Here is a 25,503-nt window from a genome sequence, read left to right on the forward strand (position 1 = left end):
TCAAGCACGGACCTCGTCGCGGGAACGCGAGAATGGACAGATGGAACCGTGGCAGATGCGCGAGTGGTACGCCGACTTCCTCGACGCCTACAACCGGCACGACCTCGCCACTATCCGCTCGTTTCTTGACCCTTCGGTTCGCCGGGCGCACCTGCCGAGCGGAGCGGATGCCTGGGTCGAAGACCTGGCGGATCTGTTCCGGGCGTTTCCCGACTGGCGGTGGCGACGCATCCAACTCGTCGTCGAAGACGATCGTCTTGCCGCGCACCTGCGAGCGGGTGGCACCCATGTCGCTGAGTTTCGCGGGATCACCCCGACTCGGCGCCACGTGAATGTCGCCGAGTTCGGGATGTACCGCGTCGTGAACGGACGGATCACCGAATTCACGGGCACCGCCGATCATGTCGAGCTGCTGAGTCAGCTACAGAGCTGAACCCTTCTCCGGCAGCTGCTCCTCCATCTGCTCGGCAACGGGCCGGGCGTCGTTCCGCGTCTTGATGAGGCTCGCGATCGTCGCCACGGCGATCGTCGCCGCGATGAAGAGCAGTGAGAACCAGATCGGGATCTCGGGTGCCCACAGCATGGGCTCGCCGCCGTTGATGAAGGGCAACTCGTTGACGTGCATGGCGTGCAGCACGAGCTTGACACCGATGAAGGCGAGGATCACCGCTAGCCCCTGCGCCAGGTAGACCAGGCGCTCGAGCAGCCCGCCGATCAGGAAGAACAGCTGGCGGAGTCCCATCAGGGCGAACGCGTTGGCGGTGAAGACGATATAGGCCTCGTTCGTCAGCCCGTAGATGGCAGGGATCGAGTCGACGGCGAAGATGAGGTCGACGAATCCGATCGCGATGATCGTGAGGAACATCGGCGTGACCCAGCGTCGGCCGCCCTTCCGCACGGTCAGCTTGTCGCCGTGGTACTCGTCCGTCACGGGGAGGTGGCGGCGCACGAAGCGCATGAACTTGCCGTCGGCCGGGTTCGAGTCGCCGTGGGCGAACGCCTGCCGGTAGGCAAGGAACAGCAAGAGGGCGCCGAAGAGGTAGAAGATCCACGAGAAGTTCTCGATCAGCGTCGCACCGACCGCGATGAAGATTCCACGCAGGATCAGGGCGATCACAATGCCGATCATCAGCACCTTCTGCTGGTAGATCTTCGGAACGGCGAAGCCGGTCATGACGATCAGGAACACGAAAAGGTTGTCGATCGACAAAGCCTTCTCGGTCAGGTAGCCGGCGAAGTACTCGCCGCCGTAGGTCCAGCCCGACACGACTCCGATGCCGACGCCGAACAGCAGCGCGAGGCCGATGTAGAACGCCGACCACCGCGCGGATTCGCCGATGGAAGGCTCGTGCGGTTTGCGGACGTGCGCGAAGAACTCGTAGACGAAGAACGCGATCGTGACGGCGATCGTGATGATCCAGATGAGCGGCGTGATGTTCAAGGGGTTCCCAACCGTGGCGTGAGCGAATCGACGCCAAGGTCTTCCCCATCCTCTGATCGAGGACCGGCGACCCGGGATGCTGTAAGCATCCGTAGTGACGAGCCGACCGTGTCGGGGTACTCCCCTTGGTGCGTCCAGCCTAGGAGGCGCTACCCCCGACTTCCTGAGCGAACGCTGGATGCGCCGACCCCCTTACAGCGTGTGAGCGGATAACGGAAGGGGGCGGGCATCGGCGACACATCCGCACACACTGGAAACCCAATCGACGACCAGATCGCGGCGGCGTACGAGTCGCCTTGACGAGAGGATCCTCCATGAGTTCCACCACGATCACCGCAGCAGTCATGCCCGCGCTCGAGGGCGAATTCGAGATGGCTCAGTTGACGCTCGACGCGCCCCGCGCGGGCGAGGTCCAGGTTCGGATGGTCGCCACCGGCGTGTGCCACACCGACATGGCCGTTCGGGACGGATGGATCCCGACCACGTTCCCGATAGTCCTCGGCCACGAGGGAGCCGGTGTCATCGAGAGCGTGGGCGACGGCGTGACGCACCTCGAGGTCGGCGACCATGTCGTCTTGACGGTCGCCAGCTGCGGCACATGCGTCGATTGCCTCAGCGGAAACCCGTCATTCTGTGCGAACTCGTACGAGCAGAACTTCGCGGGCGGACGACCGGATGGATCGACCTCGCTTGCCGATGACGAGGGCGGGCAGGTCAACTCCCACTTCTTCGGTCAGTCGGCATTCGCCACCTACGCGAACGTGCCGACGCGCAGCGTCGTCAAGGTTCGGGGGGACGTCCCTCTCGAGGTGCTTGCGCCACTCGGGTGCGGGGTCCAGACCGGTGCGGGCACTGTTCTGAAGGTCCTCCAGCCGCGGATGGACAGCACCCTCGTCGTCTTTGGCACCGGTGCCGTGGGCATGTCGGCCATCCTGGCGGCTCGAGTCGCGCGCGTGCGGACGATCGTCGCGGTCGATGTCGTTCCCGAGCGCCTCGAGCTCGCCCTCGAGCTGGGCGCAACGCACACGGTGAATGCGCGAGAGGCCGACACGGTCGAAGAGCTCGCCTCGATCAGCGGGTCCGGCGTCGACTACGCGATCGACACGACCGGGAACGCGGCGGTCGTGGAAGGGATGCTGCAGTCGCTCGGACACCGAGGGCACGCCATCTTCCTCGCCGCGGCGAACCCCGAAGCGGAGTCGAAAGTGAACCTGTCGCAGGCCGTGGCCCGGGCCATCCGAATCACCTCCGTCGTCGAGGGCGGTGTGATCCCTCAGCTCTTCATCCCCGAGATGATCGAGCTGTATCTGGCGGGGGAGTTCCCTTTCGACAAGCTGGTTCGGTCGTACCCGTTCGCCGAGATCGACCAGGCGTTCACCGACAGCGAGTCGGGCGAGGTCGTCAAGCCCGTGCTGACCTTCGGCTGACCACCAGCACGGCGATCATCAGGCCGAGCACGGCGCCCGACGCATTCGCGACGAGGTCGCGCGGGTGCGAGATGCGGTCGCCCAGCGGGATCTGCGCCAGCTCGATCGCGACGGTCACGGCCACAGGAATGATCACACGGGCGGCGCCCCGGAACAGAAGTCCCGCCACGAGCCCGAGCGGCAGGAACATCGCGACATTGGCCGCGACCTCGAGCGGTGAGCCACTCAGCCAGGTCGACGACCCGATCCAGGCGCGCGGGTTCAGGATGCCGTAGGGCTCCTGGTTGCCCTCGGTCGCCCAGGGGAGGGGGCGGAGCGTCACCCAGAGCACCGCGCACAGATAGAGCAGGCCGAGCGTAGCGATGACGGCGCGTGCCGGGCGTCCGGGGAGTTCTTTCGGGGTCACGGGGATAGCCTCCCCGGACGGGTCGCGTTCAGGCAATCGGCAGGGAGACTTTCGTGAGTTCTTCGGAGAATTCCCAGACACGCTGGGCGTCGTCGGCGCTTCGAAGCGGGCTGAAGAGTCCCTGCTCGGCGGGCGGTCCTCCGATCTGACCCACCCCGTTCGGCCCGAAGAGCCGGCCGCCCTTCGAGTCGGGTCCGGTGGCGGCGAGCAGAGCGGGCAAGCCCGCCGATTCGACCGTGCCGGCCAGGATGCCGCGCGCCGAAAGCCAGCGGATGACGCGAATCGATGACGTGTCTCCGTCTCGGCCGAGCTCGGGACGCGCCGCGAGCAGGCTCGTCGGTGCGACGCCGGGGTGCGCGAGATTGCTCGTGATGCCCCAGCCCAGTTCCTTGCTGCGGCGGTCGAGTTCGAGCCCGAACAGGCCGAACGCGATCTTGGACTGGCTGTAGGCCTTCCCGCCCGAGTAATTCTGCGTCCAGTTGAGGTCGTCCCAGTTGATGCCGTTCGAACGCGCCGCGATGCTGATCTGCGAGGTCACGCGCGCCCGACCGGCCCGGAGTAGCGGAAGCAGGTGCCCGACCAGCGCGAAGTGGCCGAGATGGTTGGTTCCGAACTGGAGCTCGAAACCGTCGACCGTCGTCTGACGGGTCGGCGGGGTCATGACCCCGGCGTTGTTGATGAGCAGGTGGATCGGTTCGCCCTCGGCGCGAAGCGTCTCACCGAGGGCCGCCACGGACTCGAGCGACGACAGGTCGAGATCGCGCAGCGACACCCGTGCGGTGGGCACCGTGGCGCGAATCGTGGCAAGCGCATTCTCGCCTTTGTGGCGATTGCGAACCGGGATGATCACCTCGGCGCCGGCCGCCGCCAGCCGCTGCGCCATGATCAGGCCCATGCCGTCGCTGGCTCCCGTGATCAGGGCTCGCTTGTCGGTGAGGGACGGGAGGGTGATGTCGATCTTCGTGCGTGCCATGCTGTGCTCCTCGAGGGAATCCGATGTCGTCGTTCGATGTCGTGTGCCTCCACGTTCGCCCGCGCCATCCCGCGTAGCCAGGACCCGACGATCCCCCGATGTGAAGGGGGGATCGTCGGACCGTGGCTCCGGTCGGGTGTGCGCGGTAGACATGAACCCAACCCATCGGACCGAAGGACGACCGTGATCGACCGCAGGGGACTGGCCGAGTTTCTCCGGGCGCGCCGGCAGGCGCTTCAACCCGAGGACGTGGGGCTGACGCGAGGTGCTCGGCGCAGGACCGCCGGTCTGCGGCGCGAGGAGGTGGCGGCACTCAGTCACATGTCGACCGACTACTACTCGCGCCTCGAGCGCGAGCGCGGGCCGCAGCCATCCGAGCAGATGTTGGCCGCCATCGCCCAGGGACTGCATCTCTCGCTCGAGGAGCGCGACCACCTGTTCCATCTCGCGGGGCACACCCCTCGCGCACGTGGCGCAAGCCGAGACCACATCAGCCCGGGAATGCTCCGCATCCTGGATCGTCTGGACGACACACCCGCCGAGATCGTCACGGAACTCGGCGAGACGCTCCGGCAGAGCAGGCTGGGCGTCGCGCTGATGGGCGACAAGTCCGGTCTCACGGGACCGGAGCGGAGTCTGGGATATCGGTGGTTCACCGACCTCGCGTCGCGCGACTTCTTCGCCCCCGAGGAGCACACGTTCCTCAGCCGCATGTACGCATCGGGTCTGCGCGAGATCACCGCCCTCCGGGGGCCCGATTCCCGCGCCGCGGAGCTCGCCGAGATGCTGCTCGAACGCAGCGACGAGTTTCGTCGGCTCTGGGCACAGCACGAGGTGGGGGTGAGGCCGCACGAGGTGAAGCACTTCGTGCATGCGGAAGTCGGCGCCCTCGAACTGCATTGCCAGCGGCTGATCGATCCCGGGCAGGCGCACTCGCTGATGGTCTACACGGCTGTGCCGGGTAGTGAGAGCTACGAGAAGCTGAACCTGCTCTCGGTCATCGGAGCGCAATCGCTCTGACAGGGGGCCGGCGTCCCGCTAACCTCGGCCCATGCATCGGCTGACACTCGACGAGGCGCGCCGTATCGCCGTGCGCGCGCAGTTGCTCGATGCCCGTCGGCCGGGCGATGTGGTCGAGGTCGCCGAGCAGATCGGCGCGATCAAGATCGACCCCACCGCCACGATCGCCCCCGCCGAGCAGACCGCACCGTGGAGCCGGATCGGCTGGGGCCACGAACCGGGCCAACTCCGCAAAGCCGTCGAGACCGACCGACTGCTATTCGAGAACGACGGATGCTTCTGGGCAGGAAGCCTGCTCGCCCCGACACTGTCGATCATGCGCCACGGGCCGCGCCGACAGGCGAAGGTCGACTACCTCGAGGCGAACGACGCCTTTCGCCTAGGCATCCTTGCTCGGTTGCGCGCCGGAGGCCCGCTCGCGGCATCCGAGTTCACCGACACGAGCGTCGTCCAACGCGACCGCTCGAGCGGTTGGTACGGCCCGAACGAAGTGCCACGGATGCTCGAGGTCCTGGCGAGGGTCGGCGAGGTCGCGATCGCCGGGCGGGCTGGCCGGCAGCGCCTGTGGGATCTTTCCGAGCGGGTCTACCCGGCCGACCTGCCGACGTTCGAGCCGGTCGAGGCGGAGGTGATATTGCAGCGGCGGCGTTTGCAGGCTGCCGGCATCGCGAAGCAGAACTCGCCCTGGATACCCGTGGGAACTGTGGGCGAACCCGCCGAAGTCGAGGGCGGCAGCTGGAAGTGGCGCGTCGACCCCGAGGCGATCGCCGCCCTCGACGACGACCCCGGTGGCCGCGCCGCGATCCTGAACCCGTACGACCGGATGCTCTTCGACCGGCCGCGCCTGACCGAGCTTTTCGAGTTCACCTACGTGCTCGAGCAGTTCAAGCCGAAGGCGCAGCGGGTGTACGGATACTTCGCGCATCCGATTCTCGTTGGCGACCGGGTCGTGGGGCTCTTGGATGCCGAACTCGACAAGAAGAGGGAGACGCTCGTCGTGCATGCCGTGCACGAAGTCGTGCCCTTCGACGGCGACGAGCGCGAGATGGTCGAGGCCGAGATTCGCGACCTTGCGGAATGGCTGGGGGTCGCGCTCGCCGGACGGTGATCGGGCGGGTCAGCTCGTTGCTACGTCGATGAGCGCCTTGCCGACGAGTCCAGCCTCGACCGCGTCGTGCGCTGTGGCGGTCTGCTCCAGAGCGAACCGCGTGATCGGCAACCCGGCTTCGTGTCCGACGGGGAGTGCTCCGTCGCGGAGCGCGGCCGTGACATCCTCGACGGCCGCCGCGATCGCGTCCGCCCCCATCGTGTACAGCAGCAGAAACTGGTACCGGATGTTGAGCGCGAAGTGCGTGCGGATGTCGAGCTTCATCTTGGCTCCACCGTCGGTCGCGTAGACGGCGACAGAGCCGTGGTTCGCCAGGACCGCGGCGTTCAGCTCTGCGTTCCGCGCGGGGGAGACCTCCACGACGATGTCCACTCCGTCTGGGGCAGCGGCGCGGATCTCGGCGGCTGCGTCCTGCTCGCGATAGTTCACGACGGTGTGCGCCCCGGCCGCGAAGGCGAGCTCCGCCTTGGCGTCGGAAGAGACGGTCGTGATGACGGTAGCGCCGGCCCAGCGGGCGAGCTGAATGGCGGCGTGCCCCACGGCACCCGCCCCGCCCGCGACGAGCACGGTCCGGCCCGCGAGTGCACCGGGGGCGAGCCGCGACGGCCCTCCGTCGTGCACGGTGAGCGCGCGATGCGCCGTCAGGGCGGGCACGCCCAGCGATGCGCCGACGTCGAACGAGACGCCTTCGGGAAGGGGCGCGACGAGATGAGCGGGCAGGACCGCGTACTCCTGAGCCGTGCCGGTGGGGCGCTCGAATGCTGCGAGAAAAACCCAGACCCGGTCGCCGGGCGAGAGCTGCTCCACACCCGGGCCGACGGCGTCGACGATGCCGGCGCCGTCCTGGTTGGGCACCTGATCCGGGAAGCGCGTCGGGACCGGCGCCCCGCCCGCGCGGCTCTTCCAGTCCGTCGGATTGACGCCCGAAACGATCACACGAACCCGAACCTCGCCCTCGCCGGGCTCGGGGGTCTGAGTGTCGACCTCGTGGAGGACGTCGGACGTTCCGGTCTGGAAGTAGACGATGGCGCGCATGGTGTGGGCAACCGGCCTGCGCCGTCGGGCATTCCCGTCGGGAGCTCTTGCGGCGTGTTCGGCTCGGGTAGGCGGCGGTCGTGCGGAGATGTGAGAAGTCTCATCTTTTCGGTTCGGATTCGGCGTGATTTGGGGGGCTTTTCGGGGCGTGGGTGTCGGTGGTGATCCGTAGAGTTTAGAACATGCATTCGATAGTTCGTGGGTTCGATGCCGAGTTCCGTGAACTCGCGCTCGACATCGATGAAGCACGGGAAGTGGTCGCGCGAGCGCAGGCGGCAGAAGCTCGCGTGTTCGCACGCGCAGCCGCGGTCGGGATGCGGCGGGTCGCCGAACTCGACTCACCGTCGTCGCGTGAGGCGGAACTGCCGATGCGTGCGTTGGCGGCGGAGTTGGGTGCGGCGGCCAGAATGTCTGACCGGACCGTGCAGCGCCGGATGAGCGATGCCGCAACCCTCACCGAGAAGTTTCCCGCAACGTTCCGGGCGTGGGATGAGGGACGGGTGAGTACCGGGCACGTTGCGGTGATCATGGAACACGGCCTCCCGATCACCGACTCGGACGCACGCGCCCTGTTCGAGACTGAAGCGCTGATGCGTGCCGAAGAAACCACACCGGGACGGCTGGGGTCATCCCTCGCGCGGCTTGCGGAGTCGCTGCAGCCGCGACCGCTCGCGGAACGGCACGAAGAGGCGCGTGCGTCGCGGGGTGCGTGTGTGCGGGACATCGGGGATGGGATGGCGGAGTTCAGCACCATCCAGCCCGCTGTGCTCGCGCATGCGATGCACGACCGGATCACGCAGCAGGCCCAGGCGATCAAGAACGCCGACCCCACGGATGTGCGGACGATCGATCAGATTCGTGCGGACCTCGTCGCGGACATGATGCTGACAACGACCCCCAACGTTGAAACGGGTTCCGGGTTCTCGGACGGGTTCGGGGGTCTCGGGGCGATCCGCGGGATCGTGAACGTCACGGTGCCCGCGCTGGCGCTGGCCGGCGTGACCGACGAGCCCGCCGAACTGGTGGGCCGATGCCCGATCGACCCGGCCACGGCCCGGCAACTCGCGGGACACGCGACCGGATGGGATCGCGTTCTGGCTGACCCGATCACCGGGTGCGTGCTCGCCGTGGACCGCTACACACCGTCCGCGGATATGAAACGGTTCCTGCGGGCGAGGGATCAGCACTGCCGATTCCCCGGATGCCGACAACCCGCCCACCGGTGCGACCGGGACCACACCCTCGACTACGCGCTCGGCGGCGAAACCGCCTGCTGCAACCTGGCCTGCTTGTGCAAACGACACCACACCCTGAAGGGCGAGACCGCGTGGACGGTCCGACAACTCGGCGGCGGAATCCTGGAATGGACCTCACCGGGCGGCCACGTCTACATCGACAAACCCCCGCCCGCGTTGGTCGTCTTCACCCCGAACACGGATCCACCCCCGTTCTGAGACACCGCGGTCGCTGAGCCCCCGGCCACTGAGCTTGTCGAAGTGACCCGCTGCGCCCTGCCCGCCCGGCGTGCGCGGCTCTGCTGCTCCCTTCGACGGGCTCAGGGATCGTCGGCACCTCAGGGCCGCTGAGCCGACGGTCGCTGCGCTTGTCGAAGTGCCCCGCTGTGCAGACCCGCCTAGGCATCCCGCAGCTCGCCTATGTAAACTATCCGCGTGCTGTCCTGTCGTTGTTGCCGCTGAGTGCTTCGCACTCGCCTCGACGACCCCTGACAACACCCCGCGACAACATCGCGGCCCCGCAGCTTGGACACATCCCGTGCGATACGCGCAGAGCGTCACCGACCTCATCGGAAACACACCCCTCGTTCGCCTGAATCACGTCACCGACGGCATCGCCGCCACGGTTCTGGCGAAGATCGAGTACTTCAACCCCGGCGGCTCATCCAAAGACCGCATCGCGGCCAACATCCTCGATGCCGCCGAGCGTGACGGATTGATCGGCCCCGGCGGCACGATCGTCGAACCCACGAGTGGCAATACGGGCGTCGGGCTGGCCCTCGTCGCGCAGCAACGCGGCTACCGCATGATCTTCGTCGTTCCCGACAAGTTCGCAGGCCCCAAGGTCGCCGTCCTCGAGGCCTACGGGGCCGAGGTCGTCGTCACCGACACGAGTGTTCCGCCGGAGGACCCCCGCTCGTACTACAGCGTCTCCGACCGCCTCGCCCGCGAGATCCCGGGCGCATTCAAACCGAATCAGTTCGCGAACCAGAACGGCCCCCGCGCACACTACGAAACGACCGGACCCGAGATCTGGAGTGCCACCGACGGACGCGTCACCCACTTCGTCGCGGGCGTCGGCACCGGCGGCACGATCACCGGCACAGGCCGCTACCTCCGTGAGGTCTCGGACGGCACGACCCGGATCGTCGGCGTCGACCCGATCGGCTCCATCTACTCCAGTTCCGACGTCCACGGTTACAAGGTCGAGGGCGTGGGCGAAGATTTCTGGCCCGAAACGTTCGACCCCTCCGTCGTGCACGAATGGCAACGCGTCTCGGACGCGGAATCGTTCGCGATGACCCGCCGTCTTGCCCGGGAAGAAGGACTGCTCGTCGGCGGATCGAGCGGGATGGCGGTCGTCGGCGCACTCCGCACCGCCCGCGAACTCGGACCCGACGACGTCGTCGTCGTGCTGCTCCCCGATCACGGCCGGGGCTACCTCGGCAAGATCTTCGACGACGGCTGGATGACCGACAACGGCTTCACGGTCGAGCCACCTGTCGATCGCCCCGAAGCATCCGCAACATCCGAAACGAAAACCGCAGACAATGCCGCAGGAGGCATCCGATGAGCACGTCCGAGTTCGCGGGCTTCGACAGCCTCGCCATCCACGCCGGCCAAGAGTTCGATCCCACCACGGGCGCCGTCATCCCGCCCGTGCACTTCTCGACCACCTATGCACAGGACGGCATCGGCGGCCTCCGCGGCGGGTACGAGTACGGCCGCAGCGGCAACCCCACCCGCACCGCGCTCGAGACCCAGCTCGCCGCGATCGAGGGCGGACGGCACGGTCTGTCGTTTGCGTCCGGACTCGCCGCAGAAGACGCCCTGCTGCGCTCGGTTCTGAAGCCCGGCGACGAGGTGCTTCTCGGCAACGACGTCTACGGCGGCACCTACCGCCTGATCGCCCGCGTGCTCGCACCGTGGGGCGTGGGTCTGCGGGTCGTCGACATGAGCGACCTCGATCAGGTCGCCGCCGCCCTCGAAGAACGCCCCGCGCGGATGGTGTGGGTAGAGACCCCCAGCAACCCACTCCTGCGCATCACCGACATCGCCGGCCTCGCACGCCTCGGACACGCCGCTGGCGCGGTCGTCGTGGTCGACAACACGTTCGCGTCGCCCGCGCTGCAGCGGCCACTCTCGCTCGGTGCCGACGTGGTCGTGCACTCCACAACGAAGTACCTCGGCGGCCACTCGGATGTCGTGGGTGGCGCGCTCGTCATGAACGACGACGCTCTCGCCGAGCAGGCGCGCTTCCTGCAGTTCGCGGCCGGTGCGGTGTCCGGTCCGCTCGATGCCTGGCTCACGACCCGGGGAATCAAGACCCTCGGTGTTCGGATGCAGCGGCACAGCGAGAACGGTGACGCCGTCGCACGCTTCCTCGATGCCCACCCCGGCGTCGCTCACGTCTACTACCCAGGGCTCGAATCCCACCCCGGGCACGAGCTCGCCGGGCGGCAGATGTCCGCGTTCGGCGGCATCGTCTCCCTCGCGCTGCCGGATGCCGCCACGGCCCGCCGTTTCGCCGAATCCACGCGCCTGTTCACGCTGGCCGAGTCGCTCGGCGGAGTCGAGTCCCTGCTCAATTACCCCGACGCGATGACCCACGCATCCGTTCGCGGCACCGAACTGGCCGTCCCGGAAGAGATCGTCCGGCTCTCGGTCGGTATCGAGAGCCGCGACGATCTTCTCGCGGACCTTGAGCAGGCACTCGCGGCGGCGGGCTGAGCGGCATGACGGACAGCGTGCTCCACCAGCGGTACGGGGGTGCCGTACCGGCATCCATCGCCCCCGCGAACGACGTCATCGCGCTGCTGCAGCGTCACCGTTCGGTGCGCAGCTTCACGGCCGAGGGCATCGACGACGAGACCGTCGCGCTCATCGTGTCCGCAGCCCAGTCCGCCGCCACGAGCTCGAACATGCAGGCCTGGTCGGTGATCGAGGTACGGGACCCCGACCACAAGGCCGCGGTCTCTCGGCTCGCGGGCGACCAGGCGTTCATCCGAGCGGCGCCCGTCTTCCTGATCTTCGTCGCGGACTGGGCACGACACCGCGCCGTCGCCGAGCACCGTGGAGAAACGGCCGAGGGTGTCGAGTACATCGAGAGCACGCTCGTCGGTTTCATCGACGCCGCCCTCGCCGCGCAGAATGCCACGATCGCCGCGGAGTCGCTCGGCCTCGGCGCGGTGTACGTCGGCGCCGTCCGCAATCGGCCCGAAGAGCTGGCGGGTCTGCTGGAGTTGCCGACCGGTGCGTTCCCGGTCATGGGGCTCGCTCTCGGACATCCCGACCCCACGGATCGGGCCGGAGTCAAGCCGCGCCTGCCGCAGGACGTCGTCCGGCATCGCGAGACCTATCGCCCCGCTCCCGACGACGCGATCGTGGCCTATGACGATGCCGTGCGCACGTACTACGCGGGCCAGGGGATGTCGCACGGATGGATTGGCACGATCCTCGGGCGCATCCGCTCGGCGACGACCCTGCGGGGCAGAGAAAAGATCCGTTCCGCCTTGGAGCGTCGCGGGCTGCCCTCGCGCTGAGCTCAGGCGCCGCCGTCGGAGAAGCCCGTCGATTCTCGCCCGATGACCCGGAAGTCGGGCTTGAGGGTGCGTGGCGGCATCCGTTCCCCCTTCTCCGCGATGCGCTCGATCAGCAGGTCGACCGCCAGCGTCGCGATGGTGGCGCGCCCCGAATCGACGCTCGTCAGCGAGGGAACGGAGAACCGTGTCTCGTCGATGTTGTCGAAGCCGATGACCGCGACCTCGGCGGGGACAGCGACGCCCGCCTCGCCCAGTGCACGCAGCGCGCCGAGACCCAAGGTGTCGTTCAGGGCGAACAGGGCGTCGAACGCGATGCCCTCATCGAGCAGCCTCCGCGTCGCTTCGGCGCCGGTCGCACGGCTCCAGTGCGGTGTCGGACGGATGAGTTCGGGCGCGAGCTCGATGCCTGCCGCCTCGAGCGCCTGCCGATAGCCCTGCAAACGAAGGGTGGCCGAGCTCGTCTCGGATCGCGCACCCTCGGCGGAGCCCTCGTCCGCGCCGACCACCGCGATGCGGCGTCGGCCGATCTGCAGCAGATGCTCGACGGCCGCGCGCGCCGACGAGGTGTTGTGCATCGTCACGTGATCCGTGGGTCCGCCGAAGATCCGCTCTCCCAGCAGCACCAGCGGCAGGTCGACATCGAGCGCCGCGGCGTCGTCCTGCCCGAGCCCGACCGGGCTGAGCAGGAGTCCGTCCATGAAGCGTCGACGACCTCCGGCCACGGCGAGCAGCTCGGCATCCCGATCGCCGTTGGTCTGCTCGACCATGACGCCGAGACCGCGTTCCTCCGCGGCACGGATGATGGCGTCGGCCAGTTCGGCGAAGTAGTTCTCGCGGAGCGCGGGAACGGCGAGGCCGATGACGCCGGTGCGCCCGGAGCGCAAGCCCTGGGCAGAAAGGTTGGGGCGATATCCGAGCAGGGCGATGGCGTCGAGGACGCGCTGTTTCGTTTCGGCTCGGACGTGGGGGTAGTCGTTGATCACGTTCGAGACGGTCTTGATCGAGACGTCCGCCACTCTCGCCACATCGCGCATCGTGGGACCCATCGATGCTCCTGTCGTCGGCCTGGCCGGGGACGTCGGGCGTCGCACCCACACGGTGGAAGAACACTATCCAGCTTCTGTTGACACGGATGTTCGGGCACGCGGTATCCTCTTCAACACAGATATACAACGTTGTAAATCGAAAGAGGATCATGATCGACGCTCGCATCACGCTCGACCCCCACTTCGCCGTGGGGTCCGTCAACCGTCGCCTGTTCGGCTCGTTCGTCGAGCACCTGGGCCGCTGCGTCTACGACGGGATCTACGAGCCCGGTCACCCGACCGCGGACGAGGACGGGTTCCGGGGCGACGTGGTCGAGCTCGTGCGCGAACTCGGAGTGTCGACGGTCCGCTACCCGGGAGGCAACTTCGTCTCGGGATACCGGTGGGAAGACGGGGTCGGGCCGCGCGATCAACGCCCGCGCCGCCTCGACCTGGCCTGGCACTCCACCGAGACCAATCAGATCGGACTGGACGAGTTCGCCACCTGGCTCGGCAAGGTCGATGCCGAGTTGATGTATGCGGTCAACCTCGGCACCCGCGGCGTGCTCGACGCGCTCGACGTGCTCGAATACGCCAACATCCGCTCGGGCACGGAGCTCTCCGACCGGCGCGTCGCGAACGGGCACCCCGAGCCGCACAACGTGCGCATGTGGTGTCTGGGCAACGAGATGGACGGACTGTGGCAACTCGGCCACCGGCCGGCGTACGAGTACGGCCAGATCGCGGCGCAGACCGCGAGCGCGTTGCGTCAGGTCGATCCCGACCTCGAGCTCGTCGTCTGCGGCAGCTCGGGCGCACAGATGCCCACGTTCGGCGAATGGGAGCGCATCGTGCTCGAGGCGACGTACGACGACGTCGACTACATCTCGTGCCACGCGTACTACGAACCCAAGGGCGAGGACTTCGGCAGCTTTCTGGCCTCGGCCGTCAATATGGACCGCTTCATCGAAGAGGTCGCGGCGACGGCGGACCACGTCAAGGCGCTCAAGCGCAGCGACAAGACGATGTACATCTCGTTCGACGAGTGGAACGTCTGGTACCAGTCGCGCTACAACGAGGTCGACAAGATCACGGATGTGCAGAGCTGGCCGGTCGCGCCGCGGTTGCTCGAGGACTCGTACTCGGTGATGGATGCCGTCGTGTTCGGCAATCTGCTGATCTCGCTGATCCGCCACGCCGACCGGGTGACGGCCGCGAGCCTTGCACAGCTGGTCAACGTCATCGCCCCGATCATGACCGAGCCCGGCGGGGCGGCGTGGCGGCAGACGACGTTCTTCCCCTTCTCGATCACGTCTCGTCTGGCACGCGGCGTAGCGCTCGAACTCAAACTCGATTCGCCCACCTATGACACCGACGAGTACGGCACGGCGGCCCTGATCGATGCCGTGGCGACGCGCGACCCCGAAACGGGCGACGTCGCGGTCTTCGTCGTCAATCGGAGCATGAGCGAGGAGGCGTCGTTCGAGATCGACACGAGCGCGCTCGGAGGTGTCGACATCGTGTCGGCGGTGTCGCTGCACGACGACGACGTCCACGCCGCGAACACCCTGGCCGACCGTGAACGTGTCGCCCCGCGCGAGAACGACACGATCCGTGCCCAGGACGGCAAGGTCGTCATCACGTTGCCGCCGGTCTCGTGGACCGCCGTCGCGCTGCGCGGGCGCCCGACGGCATGACGTCGTCGCCGTGGCGTGACACCTCGCTCGACACGGACGCGCGGGTCGAGGCGCTCCTGGCCGAGATGACGCCCGCCGAGAAGGCGGCTCAGCTTGGCAGCTACTGGGCCGATGAGCGGGATGCGACGCAGATCATCGCGCCGATGCAGGACGTGCTCTCACGTGGTCGTCGGCCCTTCGATGAGGTCGTGACGGATGGCATCGGCCATCTCACGCGCGTCTTCGGCACGACCCCGGTGACGCCGGCCGTCGGCATGGACAAGGTGCGGACGGCGCAGCGGCACCTGGAGGAGCGTACGCGCCTCGGCATCCCGGCGATCGTGCACGAAGAGTGCCTGACCGGCTTCACGACGTTCGGCGCGACGGTGTACCCCACGGCGATGGCCTGGGCGGCGGCGTTCGATGAGGACGCAGTCGAGCGGATGGCGCACGCCATCGGCTCGGACATGTCCGCGCTGGGGGTGCACCAGGGACTCTCCCCGGTGCTGGACGTCGTGACCGACTATCGCTGGGGGCGGGTGGAAGAGACGCTCGGCGAGGATCCTTACGTCGTCGCCACCCTCGGCACCGCCTACATGCGCGGGTTGCAGCGCGCTGGCGTCGTCGCGACGCTGAAGCACTTCGCCGGGCACGCCACATCTCGTGGCGGACGGAATCATGCGCCCGTGGCGATCGGCGAGCGTGACCTGCGCGATCTCGTGCTGCCGCCCTTCGAGATGGCGGTGCGCAGCGGCGGCGCGGGCAGCGTCATGAATTCGTACACCGAGACCGATCGCGTGCCGGCCGCCGCCGACAGGTGGCTGCTGACGGACGTCCTGCGCGGGGAGTGGGGCTTTGCGGGCACCGTCGTCTCGGACTATTGGTCGATCGCCTTCTTGAAGTCCAAGCACGGGGTCGCCGAGACGATGGCCGACGCCGGGAGGCTCGCCCTGCACGCGGGCCTCGACGTCGAGCTGCCGGACACCGCGGGCTACGGATTGCTGCACCAGGACGATCCTGATCCCGAGCGGACGAGCGCGGACATCGACACGGCGGTGCGGCGCGTGCTGCGACAGAAGATCGAGCTCGGACTGCTCGACCCCGAGTGGGCGCCGCGCGAACCGAGCGAGCGCGACCTCGACGGTGCCGCGAACCGCGCCATCGCGCGCGAACTCGCCGAGAAGTCGATCGTGCTCCTCGAGAACACAGGCGGGGTCCTGCCTCTGGAGTCCGGGGTGCGACGCGTGGCCGTCGTCGGCCCGGGCGCTGACGACCCGCGGGTGCTGCTGGGGGCGTATTCGTACCCGATTCACGTGATGCCGCGGCATCCGGAGCGGGGATTGGGCGTCGATGTCGTCTCCATTGCGGACGCGATCGTGAATGCTCTGCCGGGTGCCCAGATCGCGATCGAGCGGGGCTGCCCCCTCGACGAGCAGGCGGCGCCCGAGGACATCGAGCGGGCCGTGAGCGCCGCACGCGACGCCGAGATCGTCGTGGCTGTCGTCGGCGACCGCGCCGGGATGTTCGGTCGGGGCACATCGGGCGAGGGATCGGACGCACCATCGATCGACCTGCCCGGCGACCAGGGGCGGTTGGTCGAGGCCCTGATCGAGACGGGAACCCCGACGATCCTGCTCGTCGTGTCGGGGCGTCCCTACGCCCTCGGCGCCTACGTCGGGCGCGCCGCCGCCATCGTGCAATCCTTCATGCCCGGTATCGAGGGGGCCGGTGCGATCGCCCGAGTACTCACGGGCGAGGTGAACCCGAGCGGGCACCTGCCCGTGCAGATCCCGCGCACGAGCGCTGCCCTGCCCCACACCTACCTCGCGCCACCCCTCGGCCAGGACGGCGACCGCATCAGCAACCTGTCGATCGCGGCAGCATTCCCCTTCGGGCATGGCCTGTCGTACACGCGCTTCCGGATCTCGGATGTTTCGCTCGACCGCTCCGAGATCCCGAACGACGGGACCCTCATCGCATCCGTCGAGGTCACGAACACGGGCGAGCGCTCGGGCGCGACCGTCGTCCAGCTGTACAGCTCCGACCCCGTGGCGCAGGTCACCCGCCCAGTTCGTCAGCTCGTCGGCTACGCGCGGCTCGACCTCGCGCCGGGAGCGACGGCCCGCGTCGCGTTCGACCTGCACGCCGATCGGTTCTCCTTCACGGGGCTGGATCGCCGGCGTATCGTCGAGCCCGGTGTCATCGAGCTCGCGGCGGGGCTGTCGGTCGACGAGCGGACCGCCCCCGCCACCTTCTCGATCACGGGACCCGTCAGACGAGTGATCGAGCCCGTGCTCACGACCGGAATCGCCATCGACGTCAGGGAGACCCCATGACCGGACTGTCCGCACAGACGTGGCCGATCGCCGCCGCAGCACTGCCTTTCCCGGGGGTTGCGCCCGACGGGACGTCGATGACGGACGCCGATCCTGCCGCCTGGCACGACACCTTCGTCGAGGTCGCGGACGCCGGATTCGACCGCATCGACATCACGGACTCGTGGGTGCGCGTCGGCGACCTGTCGCCCGAGCGCCTCGACGCGCTGAGTGCCGCGGCGGACGATGCGGGCCTCGTGCCGAGTTCGATCTCGGCCATCCGGCGCAGCGTCATCGATCACGCGAACGGGGAGCAGAACCTCGCCTACAGCCACCGCACGCTCGACGCGGCCGCGCGGCTCGGCATCGAGACGGTTTCTTTCGGGCTGCATCAAGCCCTGACTCCTGAGCAGCAGCGGCAGCTCTGGTTCTGGACCGTCACCGGCCACGTCGATGACCCGGCGGATTGGGACCTGGCCGTCGCACGGCTGCGGGAACTCGGCCGGCACGCACAGGACATCGGCCTGATCGTGTCGCTCGAGATGTACGAGGACACTTTCCTCGGCACCGCCGATTCGGCGGTCCGGCTTGTGTCCGACATCGGGATGGATAACGTCGGCCTCAATCCCGACATCGGAAACCTTGTGCGCCTGCACCGGCCTATCGAGTCGTGGCGCGAGCTCGTCGAAAAGACGCTGCCCTATGCCAACTTCTGGCACGTCAAGAACTACGCACGCGACGAGGATGTCTCGCGCGACCACTACAGCGCCATGCCCGCGCCGATGGCGCACGGACTGATCGATTACCGGTGGGCGTTCGGGGTCGCGGTGCAGAGCGGCTTCCAGGGCGTGATCTGCGTCGAGAACTACGGCGGGGACGGCCTGTCGGTGTGCGCCGAGAACCGCGACTACCTGCGGCGGCACGTCTTGCCCAAGCGGCCGTACGAACCGGCGAAGAGCCTTGTGCGCCAGCCATCCGGATGGGAGGACCGCCCGTGACGCGCATTCTGAACGATCCCGCCCGGTTCGTGCCCGAGGCGCTCGCCGGCTTCGCCGCGGCGCACCCGGATCTGATTCGCACCGTCGACGGCGGGGTGGTGCGCGCCGCGCCTGGGCCAGCCGGCTCGGTCGCCGTCGTCGTGGGCGGAGGCTCGGGGCACTACCCGGCGTTCGCCGGGGTCGTCGGTCCGGGATTCGCCAGCGGGGCGGTCTGCGGCAACATCTTCACCTCGCCGTCGGCGGGGCAGGCGTACCGCGTCGCCAAGGCCGCGCACCGCGGCGGAGGCGTGCTGTTCAGTTTCGGGAACTACGCGGGCGACGTGCTGCACTTCGGCGAGGCGCAGGAGCGCCTACGGGCCGAGGGCATCGATGCGCGCACGGTGCTGTGCACCGACGACATCGCCAGCGCACCCGTCGATCAGCTCGAGAAGCGGCGCGGAATCGCGGGCGACTTCACGGTGTTCAAGATCGCCGGCGCCGCCGCCGAACGCGGCGACGACCTCGATTCCGTGGAGCGACTCGCGCGCCGCGCGAACGAGCGCACGCGAACGCTCGGCGTCGCCTTCGGTGGCTGCACCTTTCCCGGGGCGACCGAGCCGCTCTTCACGGTTCCCGACGGGATGATGTCGATCGGTCTCGGGATCCACGGCGAGCCCGGCATAGAAGACGTGCCCGTGTCCTCGTCCGCAGAGCTCGCGCGCACGCTCGTCGATGCGCTGCTCGCGGACGTTCCGGATGCTCGGGGCGATCGCGCCGCGGTCATCGTCAACGGACTCGGCACGGTCAAGTACGAGGAGTTGTTCGTGCTGTTCGGCGATGTCGCCGCGCGCCTGGACGAGGCGGGCGTCACGATCGTGCAACCCGAGGTCGGCGAGCTCGTCACGAGTCTCGACATGGCGGGGGTCTCGGTCACGCTGCTGTGGCTGGACGATGAGCTCGAGCCGCTGTGGGCGGCGCCCGCCTATACAGCCGCGTATCGGAAGGGTGCGGTGGGCCTCGCTCCCGCTGCCGCAGCCGGCGGAGTCGCGGACGTCGCGGACGAGGTCGAGGATGAACCCGCCATAGCCCGGCCCGAGGCATCCGCATGGTCTCAGGATGCTGCCCGCCGTGCCGCCGCGTACCTGTCGGCCGTGCGCCTGACCCTCGTCGAGCACGAGGGCGAACTCGGACGGATAGACGCCATCGCCGGCGACGGCGACCACGGGGTCGGCATGCGCACCGGTATTGAGGCGGCGTGCGCCGCCGCCGACCCGTCTGCCGGACTTGCGACGATGCTCGCCGACGCGGGAGACGCGTGGAGCGAGAAGGCGGGTGGCACCTCGGGCGCGCTGTGGGGTGCGGCGCTGCGCGCGATGGGGCGGGGGATGGACGACGAGTCCGCCACACCGCGAGAGGCGGTGGCGGCGGGTGCCCGTGCCGCGCTCGAGACGATCACGGCGCGCGGTGGCGCATCGGTGGGGGACAAGACGATGGTCGATGCCCTCGAGCCCTTCGTTCGGGTTCTCGAGGAGCAGATCTCTGCCGGCGCCGAGATCCCCGCGGCGCTCGAGACAGCGGCACGCGCCGCGACCGACGCTGCCGTCGCGACCAAAGCCCTGCGACCCGCGCTCGGGCGGGCCCGCCCCCTCGCCGAGAGGAGTATCGGACATCCGGATGCCGGCGCCACCTCGCTGGCCCTGATCGCCGAAACCGTGGCAGAGCGCTCACGCGCCCAGCACGAACGAGAGGACGCCTCATGAACCGACCCCTACGGATCGTCGTCGGCAGCGACGACGCCGGATACGAATACAAGTCCGCGCTGAAGGCGCTGCTCGAGGCGGATGAACGGGTCGAGCAGGTCGAGGACGTCGGGGTCGGCGGCGACGAACACACCGCGTACCCGCACGTCGCCGTCGAGGCGGCGCGACGGGTCGCCGCGGGCGACGCCGACCGGGCCCTGCTGATCTGCGGCACCGGGCTCGGCGTCGCGATCTCGGCGAACAAGGTGCCCGGGATCCGCGCCGTCACGGCCCACGACAGCTACTCGGTCGAGCGGAGCGTCCTGAGCAATGACGCTCAGGTGCTCACGATGGGTCAGCGCGTTATCGGGCTCGAGCTCGCCAAGCGGCTCGTGACCGAGTGGCTCGGCTATCGCTTCGACCCCGCCTCGGCGTCGGCCGAGAAGGTCGCCGCGATCGATTCGTACGACAACGCCCCGCGAAAGGACCTCTCATGACACGCATCGCGATCGTCGGAAGCGGCTACATGGGCGGCGGGATGGCCCAGGTGTTCGCCCTCGCCGGGCACGAGGTCGTCCTGGCCGACGTGACCGCCGAGATCGCCGCGGCGAATCTCGAGCGCGTGCGGCGCGAGACGGCGGAGTTCGAAGAGCAGGGCCTGTACCGGCCCGGTTCGACCGACCTGATCGACCGGAACATCTCGGCCGCGGCGTCAATCGAAGAGGCGGTTGCGGGGGCCGAGTTCGTCGAAGAGGCGGTTCCCGAGCGGATCGACATCAAGCACGACACGCTCCGCCGGATCTCGCTCGCGAGCCCCACAGCGGTGATCGGCAGCAACACGTCGACCATCTCGATCGGCACCCTCGCAGAAGCCGTCGAGAACCCCGGACGCTTTCTCGGGATCCATTTCTCCAACCCGGCGCCGTTCATCCCGGGTGTCGAGATCATCCCGCACGCGGCGACCGACGAGCAGACGATCGTGTTCGCCGAGCAGATCGTCGGAGGCTCGGGCAAGGTCACCGCACGGATCACCGATGCGACCGGCTTCGTTCTGAACCGGCTTCAGTACGCGCTGTTCCACGAGGCGACGCAACTCGTCGATGAAGGGGTTGCGAGCGTCGAAGACATCGATGCCGTGGTGCGGTCGACGTTCGGCTTCCGCCTGCCGTTCTTCGGTCCGTTCGCGATCGCCGACATGGCCGGGCTCGATGTATACGCCTTCTGTTATGCATCCCTGCAGACCGGATTCCCCGAACGATTCGCGACCCCCGAGATCCTCAGCGACCGGGTCGCGCGGGGCGAGCTCGGCACCAAGAGCGGCGGCGGATTCCGCGAGATCGAGCCGGAGCGCATCGCCGAGCTGGTCGCCTATCGCAACAAGGCATACGCCAAGATGGCCGAACTCCTCGAAGAGCTCGGGCCCTCGCCGTTCGAGGCGCGCGACTGATCGGCGACCCGCGCGCGGTCAGGCCGCGTACTCGTCGGTCACGTCGAGCGCCTCGTCGATGATGTCGAGGCCGCGCACCAGATCCTCCTCCGAGATCACGAGGGGCGGCGCGACGTGCATGCGGTTGAAGTGTGTGAACGGCCAGAGACCCGCGCTCTTGCACGCGGCGGCGAGGGCACCCATCGGTGCAGCATCCGGCCCGCTCGCGTTGAAAGGCACGAGGGGCTCGCGCGTCGCAGGGTCCTTCACGAGCTCGATCGCCCAGAACAACCCGAGCCCGCGCACCTCGCCCACTGACGGGTGGCGCTCGGCGATCGCGCCGAGCCGCGGCCCGACGACGCGTTCGCCGAGGTCGCGCACGCGCCCGAGGATGCCGTCGCGTTCGAAGACCTCGAATGTCGCGACGCCCGCGGCGCAGGCGAGCGGATGTCCCGAATAGGTCAGGCCCCCGGGAAACGCGACGGTGTCGAAGTGCTTCGCGATGCGGTCCGAGATCACCACCCCGCCGAGCGGGACGTACCCCGAGTTGATCCCCTTGGCGAACGTGATCAGGTCGGGCACGACATCGAACGCCTGGAAGGCGAACCACTCGCCGATCCGGCCGAAGCCGACCATCACCTCGTCGGCGATCAGGACGATGCCGTGCCGGTCGCAGAGTTCCCGCACGCCCGCGAGGTACCCCGGGGGTGGGATGAGCACGCCGTTGGTGCCGACGACCGTCTCGAGAATGATCGCCCCGATCGTCGATGCGCCCTCGAGAACGATGACCTGCTCGAGATGCTCCAGGGCGCGCTGCGACTCCTCCTCGAGCGACGATGCGTGGAAAGAAGACCGGTAGGCGTAGGGGCCGAAGAAGTGCGCCACGGAACCGTCGGCGGGTTCGTTCGCCCAGCGGCGCGGGTCGCCGGTCAGCGTGATCGCGGTCGAGGTGTTGCCGTGGTAGCTGCGATACATCGAGAGCACCTTGCGTTTGCCGGTCACCAGGCGCGCCATCCGCACGGCATTCTCGTTGGCATCGGCACCGCCGTTGGTGAAGAACACCTTGTTCATGCCGTCGGGTGCGACCTCGGCGATCCGGCGCGCGAGCTCACCGCGCACGTCGTTCGCCATCGAGGGCTGGATGGTGGCCAGGCGCCCGGCCTGCTGCTGGATCGCCGTGACGAGATCCGGATGCTGGTGGCCCAGGTTCAGGTTGACCAGCTGCGACGAGAAGTCCAGGTAGCTGTTGCCCGCGTAGTCCCAGAACGTGGCGCCCGACCCGCCCGCCACCGGAACGGGGTCGATGAGCGCCTGAGCGCTCCAGGAGTGGAAGACGTGGCCGCGGTCGTCGGCGCGGACCCGGGCATCGGCTTCGAGATCGGTGATGTTCGTCATGCGTTTCTCCGGATGGCCGTCACGAGTCGAATCCCAGACCGAGAGCGTCGAGGGTCTTCAGCAGCACGTTGCGCCGGCCGCCGTTGTGGTCGGCGCGGTCGAGCGACCAGCGCGTCATGTTGATGCCGATCGCGGCTGCCGGCTCGGGCGGGAATGGCAGGGGGCGCTTCTGCACCATGTCGAGGCGCGTCCGTTCGGTGTCGGCGCCCTCGAGAAGGTCCAGCATGACTTCGCCGGCGAAGCGCGATGCCCCCACCCCCAGCCCCGTGAACCCCGCCGCGTAGGCGATCTGTCCCTCGCGGGCCGTTCCGTAGAACGCGCAGAACTGCGTCGAGGTATCGATGGCGCCCGCCCACTTGTGGCTGAACCTCAGGCCGTCGAGCTGCGGGAACGTCGTGAAGAAGTGGCTCGCGAGCGTCTCGTAGCTGGTCGGCCGGTTCTCGTAGGCGGGACGAACCGCGCGGCCGTAGTGGTACACCGCGTCGTAGCCACCGAACAGGATGCGATTATCGGCGCTCAGCCGGTAGTAGTGGAACTGGTTCGCGAGGTCGCTGAGGCCTTGGCGGTCGTTCCACCCGATCGCGGCGAGCTGCTCGGTCGAAAGCGGCTCGGTCATGAGCACGTAGTCGTAGACCGGAACCGTCATCAGCCGATTGCGCTTCAGAAGCGCGGGAAACACGTTCGTCGCGAGCACGATCCGGGGTGCGCGGATCGCCCCGGACGCGGTGACGAGTCGGACGTTGCCGCCGGCATCCGCATCATCGATCCGCTTCACCAGCGAGTTATCGAAGATCTGCACGCCCTGTTCGCTCGCGACGCGCGCGAGTTCGGACGCCAGCTTGCCCGGATGAACCAGCGCCGTCGAATGCTTCTCCCACACCCCACCGAGGTACGTGGGGGAGTTCACGGATGCGCGGACCTGTGTCTCGTTCAGGCGGACGACGTGCTCACCCTCGCCCCGCGAGGCCGCATCCACGACCCAGTCGTCCAGCCAGTCGAGCTGGTGCTCTTCGACGGCGACTCCCATCGAACCGACCCGTTCGAAATCGGCATCGACACCCCATTCGTCGAGGTCGGATCCGATCGCATCGAGGTTCGCGAGCCCCAGGCGTTCGAGTTCGTCGAGTTGGTCGGGCCAGCGCGCGAGTCCGTTGTCGCGGCCGTGCGTCAGGCTCGCCTCGCAGAACCCGCCGTTACGGCCCGAGGCGGCCCATCCGATCTTCCGTGCCTCCAGCAGGGCGATTCGCGCGCCGGGGTTGCGTCGGCGGGCGAGGAGCGCCGTCCAGAGCCCGGTGTACCCGCCACCCACGACGACCAGATCGGCGGTGTGCTCGCCCGCCAAGGTCGGGTACGCGGGTCTCGCGGGCAGGTCATCCAGCCAGAACGCACTCTGCCGCGTACCGGTGAGGGCGTGCCGAATGACGGATGCGGGGGGCTTCTGGCGTTCGAAGACGGTCGTGCCCACGGATATCACCCTTTCCGGGAGTGGCTTTCGCCCCATCCTGGCCTGTCCGGGGTGCCGCGTCGACTACTGAATGCGCGTGCGTCGGTCGCGTCGCCGAGAGAGGCCGAAACCCGCGAGGGCAAAACCCGTGGCGACCACGATGGCGACGGCCGATGCCGCCGTGATCGAGGTGGGCGAGTCTTCGCCGCCGACGAACGCGCCGATGGCCGGCCCCGCGGCGATCCCGAGGTTGAACAACACAACGATCCCGGCACCCGCGAGGTTTCGCGTGAGCGGCGTCGAGGTGCGCATCAGGATCGTCTGGAGGAGCGGGAAGATCGCGCCGAGAGCGAATCCCCACACCGTGAGGGCGGTGATGACTGTCGGCAGGCTGCGAGAGGCGACCGTCAGCGTGACGAAAGCCGCGACGAGCAGAATCAGGACAACCATCAGCGATCCGCGCGGAAACCGATCGGCTGCGAAACCCGCCGCAACCACGCCGAACAGTCCCGCGGCGCCATAAACGAACAGCAGGCCGGCGGCCCAACCCGCCTCGATGGACGCCGAGACCTCGAGGTACGGCCGGATGTAGGTGAAGGACGCGAACTGCGCCGTCGCGATCAGAATGGCGACGACTCCGAATGCGGCCAAGGCGGGAAGGGAGGGGTCGCGCAGCACGCTCGCTCGCTCGCCGTGGGTCGTAGCGTTCGGAAGATGCGGGGGCATCTTCAGAACCACGACGGCGCCGAGAAGAAGAGCGATGACTCCGAGTCCGATGAACGTCGCGCGCCATCCGAGTCCCTGGGCGACCAGGGTCGCGAGAGGAAGCCCCACGATGGTCGCGGCGGTCCCGCCGCCGGTCACGATCGCGAGGCCTCGACCGAGCTGCGAGGGAGCCAGGAGGGCGGTGGCGTAGACCATGACGACCGCCCAGAAGGCGCCGTGCGCGACGGCGGCGAGGATCCGCGTCGCGAAGGCGAACTCGTATCCCGGCGCGAAGGCGGTCGCGAGATTCGCGAGTGCGAAAGCCGCCAACGCCACCGCGATCACCAGACGCCGGTCGAACCGGGCGCTCGCGCGGGTGAGAGGGATGCTCGTGAAGATGACGGTCAGCGCCCAGACCGAGATCAGTAATCCGATCTGAGCCGGCGAGACCCTCAGATCGGCAGAGAGCTCCGGCATGAGTCCCGCGGGCAACGACTCGGCGGTGACCGTCACGAGAACGCCGAAACTGAGCAGGAGAAGTGCACGGAGGGGGAAACGGGTGGCGGGCGCAGATGTCGCGGCCGCGGCCGCGGCCGTTGAGGTGCTCATGTCCT

General features: G+C 68.3%; 22 protein-coding genes. 14 read left to right on the top strand and 8 right to left on the bottom strand.

Features of this window, described 5'->3' with window-relative positions:
- Nucleotides 1–40: 40 nt before the first annotated feature.
- Nucleotides 41–433: an ester cyclase gene (locus ACT9TC_RS11525; RefSeq protein ID WP_458040631.1), complete on the top strand. Its 393-nt coding sequence runs from the start codon at nt 41–43 to the stop codon at nt 431–433.
- Here ACT9TC_RS11525 and ACT9TC_RS11530 read toward each other — a convergent pair.
- Nucleotides 422–1,441 carry a TerC family protein gene (locus ACT9TC_RS11530; protein WP_458040632.1) on the bottom strand — a complete coding sequence of 340 codons (1,020 nt, stop codon included), beginning with the start codon at nt 1,439–1,441 and terminating at the stop codon, nt 422–424. The genes ACT9TC_RS11525 and ACT9TC_RS11530 overlap by 12 nt on opposite strands.
- Before the next feature lie 314 nt (nt 1,442–1,755).
- On the opposite strand from ACT9TC_RS11530, the gene ACT9TC_RS11535 reads away from it, so the two are divergent.
- Entirely contained in the window at nt 1,756–2,868 is a 1,113-nt protein-coding gene (locus tag ACT9TC_RS11535; protein ID WP_458040633.1) for an NAD(P)-dependent alcohol dehydrogenase, read from the top strand.
- Here the strand turns inward: ACT9TC_RS11535 and ACT9TC_RS11540 are convergent.
- On the bottom strand, nt 2,843–3,274 hold the full coding sequence (locus ACT9TC_RS11540) for a VanZ family protein (RefSeq protein ID WP_458040634.1): 432 nt from the start codon (nt 3,272–3,274) through the stop codon (nt 2,843–2,845). The genes ACT9TC_RS11535 and ACT9TC_RS11540 overlap by 26 nt on opposite strands.
- Nucleotides 3,275–3,302: 28 nt before the next feature.
- On the bottom strand, nt 3,303–4,247 hold the full coding sequence (locus ACT9TC_RS11545) for an SDR family oxidoreductase (protein ID WP_458040635.1): 945 nt from the start codon (nt 4,245–4,247) through the stop codon (nt 3,303–3,305).
- A 183-nt stretch (nt 4,248–4,430) separates the two neighbouring features.
- Here ACT9TC_RS11545 and ACT9TC_RS11550 point away from each other — a divergent pair, with 183 nt between their 5' ends.
- Together ACT9TC_RS11550 and ACT9TC_RS11555 are read left to right on the top strand one after the other, a co-directional pair.
- Nucleotides 4,431–5,267: a helix-turn-helix transcriptional regulator gene (locus ACT9TC_RS11550; RefSeq protein ID WP_458040636.1), complete on the top strand. Its 837-nt coding sequence runs from the start codon at nt 4,431–4,433 to the stop codon at nt 5,265–5,267.
- 31 nt (nt 5,268–5,298) lie between these two features.
- Nucleotides 5,299–6,375 (top strand): DNA glycosylase AlkZ-like family protein, encoded by a 1,077-nt coding sequence (locus ACT9TC_RS11555; RefSeq protein WP_458040637.1) that lies wholly within the window; start codon nt 5,299–5,301, stop codon nt 6,373–6,375.
- A 9-nt stretch (nt 6,376–6,384) separates the two neighbouring features.
- Here the strand turns inward: ACT9TC_RS11555 and ACT9TC_RS11560 are convergent, their stop codons facing one another.
- Nucleotides 6,385–7,410, bottom strand: coding sequence for an NADPH:quinone reductase (locus ACT9TC_RS11560; protein ID WP_458040638.1), 1,026 nt, complete (start codon nt 7,408–7,410; stop codon nt 6,385–6,387).
- Between the two features lie 182 nt (nt 7,411–7,592).
- On the opposite strand from ACT9TC_RS11560, the gene ACT9TC_RS11565 reads away from it, so the two are divergent.
- The 4 genes from ACT9TC_RS11565 to ACT9TC_RS11580 all read left to right on the top strand — a co-directional run bounded on the left by ACT9TC_RS11565 (nt 7,593) and on the right by ACT9TC_RS11580 (nt 12,187).
- A complete protein-coding gene (locus tag ACT9TC_RS11565) occupies nt 7,593–8,864 on the top strand; it encodes a DUF222 domain-containing protein (RefSeq protein WP_458040639.1) in 1,272 nt (423 codons plus the stop codon).
- 319 nt (nt 8,865–9,183) lie between these two features.
- Entirely contained in the window at nt 9,184–10,218 is a 1,035-nt protein-coding gene (locus tag ACT9TC_RS11570; RefSeq protein ID WP_458040640.1) for a pyridoxal-phosphate dependent enzyme, read from the top strand.
- Nucleotides 10,215–11,375, top strand: coding sequence for a cystathionine gamma-synthase (locus ACT9TC_RS11575; RefSeq protein ID WP_458040641.1), 1,161 nt, complete (start codon nt 10,215–10,217; stop codon nt 11,373–11,375). The genes ACT9TC_RS11570 and ACT9TC_RS11575 overlap by 4 nt, the downstream gene beginning before the upstream one ends.
- Before the next feature lie 5 nt (nt 11,376–11,380).
- Nucleotides 11,381–12,187, top strand: a complete 807-nt coding sequence (locus ACT9TC_RS11580; RefSeq protein WP_458040642.1) for an NADPH-dependent oxidoreductase — start codon at nt 11,381–11,383, stop codon at nt 12,185–12,187.
- A 2-nt stretch (nt 12,188–12,189) separates the two neighbouring features.
- On the opposite strand, the gene ACT9TC_RS11585 is transcribed toward ACT9TC_RS11580, so the two are convergent.
- Nucleotides 12,190–13,233 (bottom strand): LacI family DNA-binding transcriptional regulator, encoded by a 1,044-nt coding sequence (locus ACT9TC_RS11585; RefSeq protein WP_458040643.1) that lies wholly within the window; start codon nt 13,231–13,233, stop codon nt 12,190–12,192.
- A 149-nt stretch (nt 13,234–13,382) separates the two neighbouring features.
- Here ACT9TC_RS11585 and arfA point away from each other — a divergent pair, with 149 nt between their 5' ends.
- The 6 genes from arfA to ACT9TC_RS11615 are packed head-to-tail and all read left to right on the top strand — an operon-like array spanning nt 13,383 to nt 21,366.
- On the top strand, nt 13,383–14,909 hold the full coding sequence (gene arfA, locus ACT9TC_RS11590) for an arabinosylfuranosidase ArfA (protein ID WP_458040644.1): 1,527 nt from the start codon (nt 13,383–13,385) through the stop codon (nt 14,907–14,909).
- Nucleotides 14,870–17,224 carry a glycoside hydrolase family 3 N-terminal domain-containing protein gene (locus ACT9TC_RS11595; protein ID WP_458040645.1) on the top strand — a complete coding sequence of 785 codons (2,355 nt, stop codon included), beginning with the start codon at nt 14,870–14,872 and terminating at the stop codon, nt 17,222–17,224. The genes arfA and ACT9TC_RS11595 overlap by 40 nt, the downstream gene beginning before the upstream one ends.
- The gene (locus tag ACT9TC_RS11600) at nt 17,221–18,201 is read left to right on the top strand and encodes a sugar phosphate isomerase/epimerase family protein (RefSeq protein ID WP_458040646.1); all 981 of its coding nucleotides are present in this window, start codon (nt 17,221–17,223) and stop codon (nt 18,199–18,201) included. The genes ACT9TC_RS11595 and ACT9TC_RS11600 overlap by 4 nt, the downstream gene beginning before the upstream one ends.
- A complete protein-coding gene (locus ACT9TC_RS11605; protein WP_458040647.1) occupies nt 18,198–19,940 on the top strand; it encodes a dihydroxyacetone kinase family protein in 1,743 nt (580 codons plus the stop codon). Before ACT9TC_RS11600 ends, ACT9TC_RS11605 begins: the two co-directional genes overlap by 4 nt.
- Entirely contained in the window at nt 19,937–20,416 is a 480-nt protein-coding gene (locus tag ACT9TC_RS11610) for a ribose-5-phosphate isomerase (RefSeq protein ID WP_458040648.1), read from the top strand. Before ACT9TC_RS11605 ends, ACT9TC_RS11610 begins: the two co-directional genes overlap by 4 nt.
- A complete protein-coding gene (locus ACT9TC_RS11615; protein ID WP_458040649.1) occupies nt 20,413–21,366 on the top strand; it encodes a 3-hydroxyacyl-CoA dehydrogenase family protein in 954 nt (317 codons plus the stop codon). Before ACT9TC_RS11610 ends, ACT9TC_RS11615 begins: the two co-directional genes overlap by 4 nt.
- A gap of 18 nt (nt 21,367–21,384) precedes the next feature.
- Here the strand turns inward: ACT9TC_RS11615 and ACT9TC_RS11620 are convergent, their stop codons facing one another.
- From ACT9TC_RS11620 to ACT9TC_RS11630, 3 genes are all read right to left on the bottom strand, one after another.
- Nucleotides 21,385–22,740, bottom strand: a complete 1,356-nt coding sequence (locus ACT9TC_RS11620; protein WP_458040650.1) for an aminotransferase class III-fold pyridoxal phosphate-dependent enzyme — start codon at nt 22,738–22,740, stop codon at nt 21,385–21,387.
- 19 nt (nt 22,741–22,759) lie between these two features.
- The gene (locus ACT9TC_RS11625) at nt 22,760–24,205 is read right to left on the bottom strand and encodes an NAD(P)/FAD-dependent oxidoreductase (protein WP_458040651.1); all 1,446 of its coding nucleotides are present in this window, start codon (nt 24,203–24,205) and stop codon (nt 22,760–22,762) included.
- Between the two features lie 63 nt (nt 24,206–24,268).
- Complete coding sequence (locus ACT9TC_RS11630; protein WP_458040652.1) at nt 24,269–25,498, bottom strand: MFS transporter; 1,230 nt, start codon at nt 25,496–25,498, stop codon at nt 24,269–24,271.
- Nucleotides 25,499–25,503 lie beyond the last annotated feature (5 nt).

This window comes from Microbacterium sp. HM-570 (assembly GCF_054165885.1).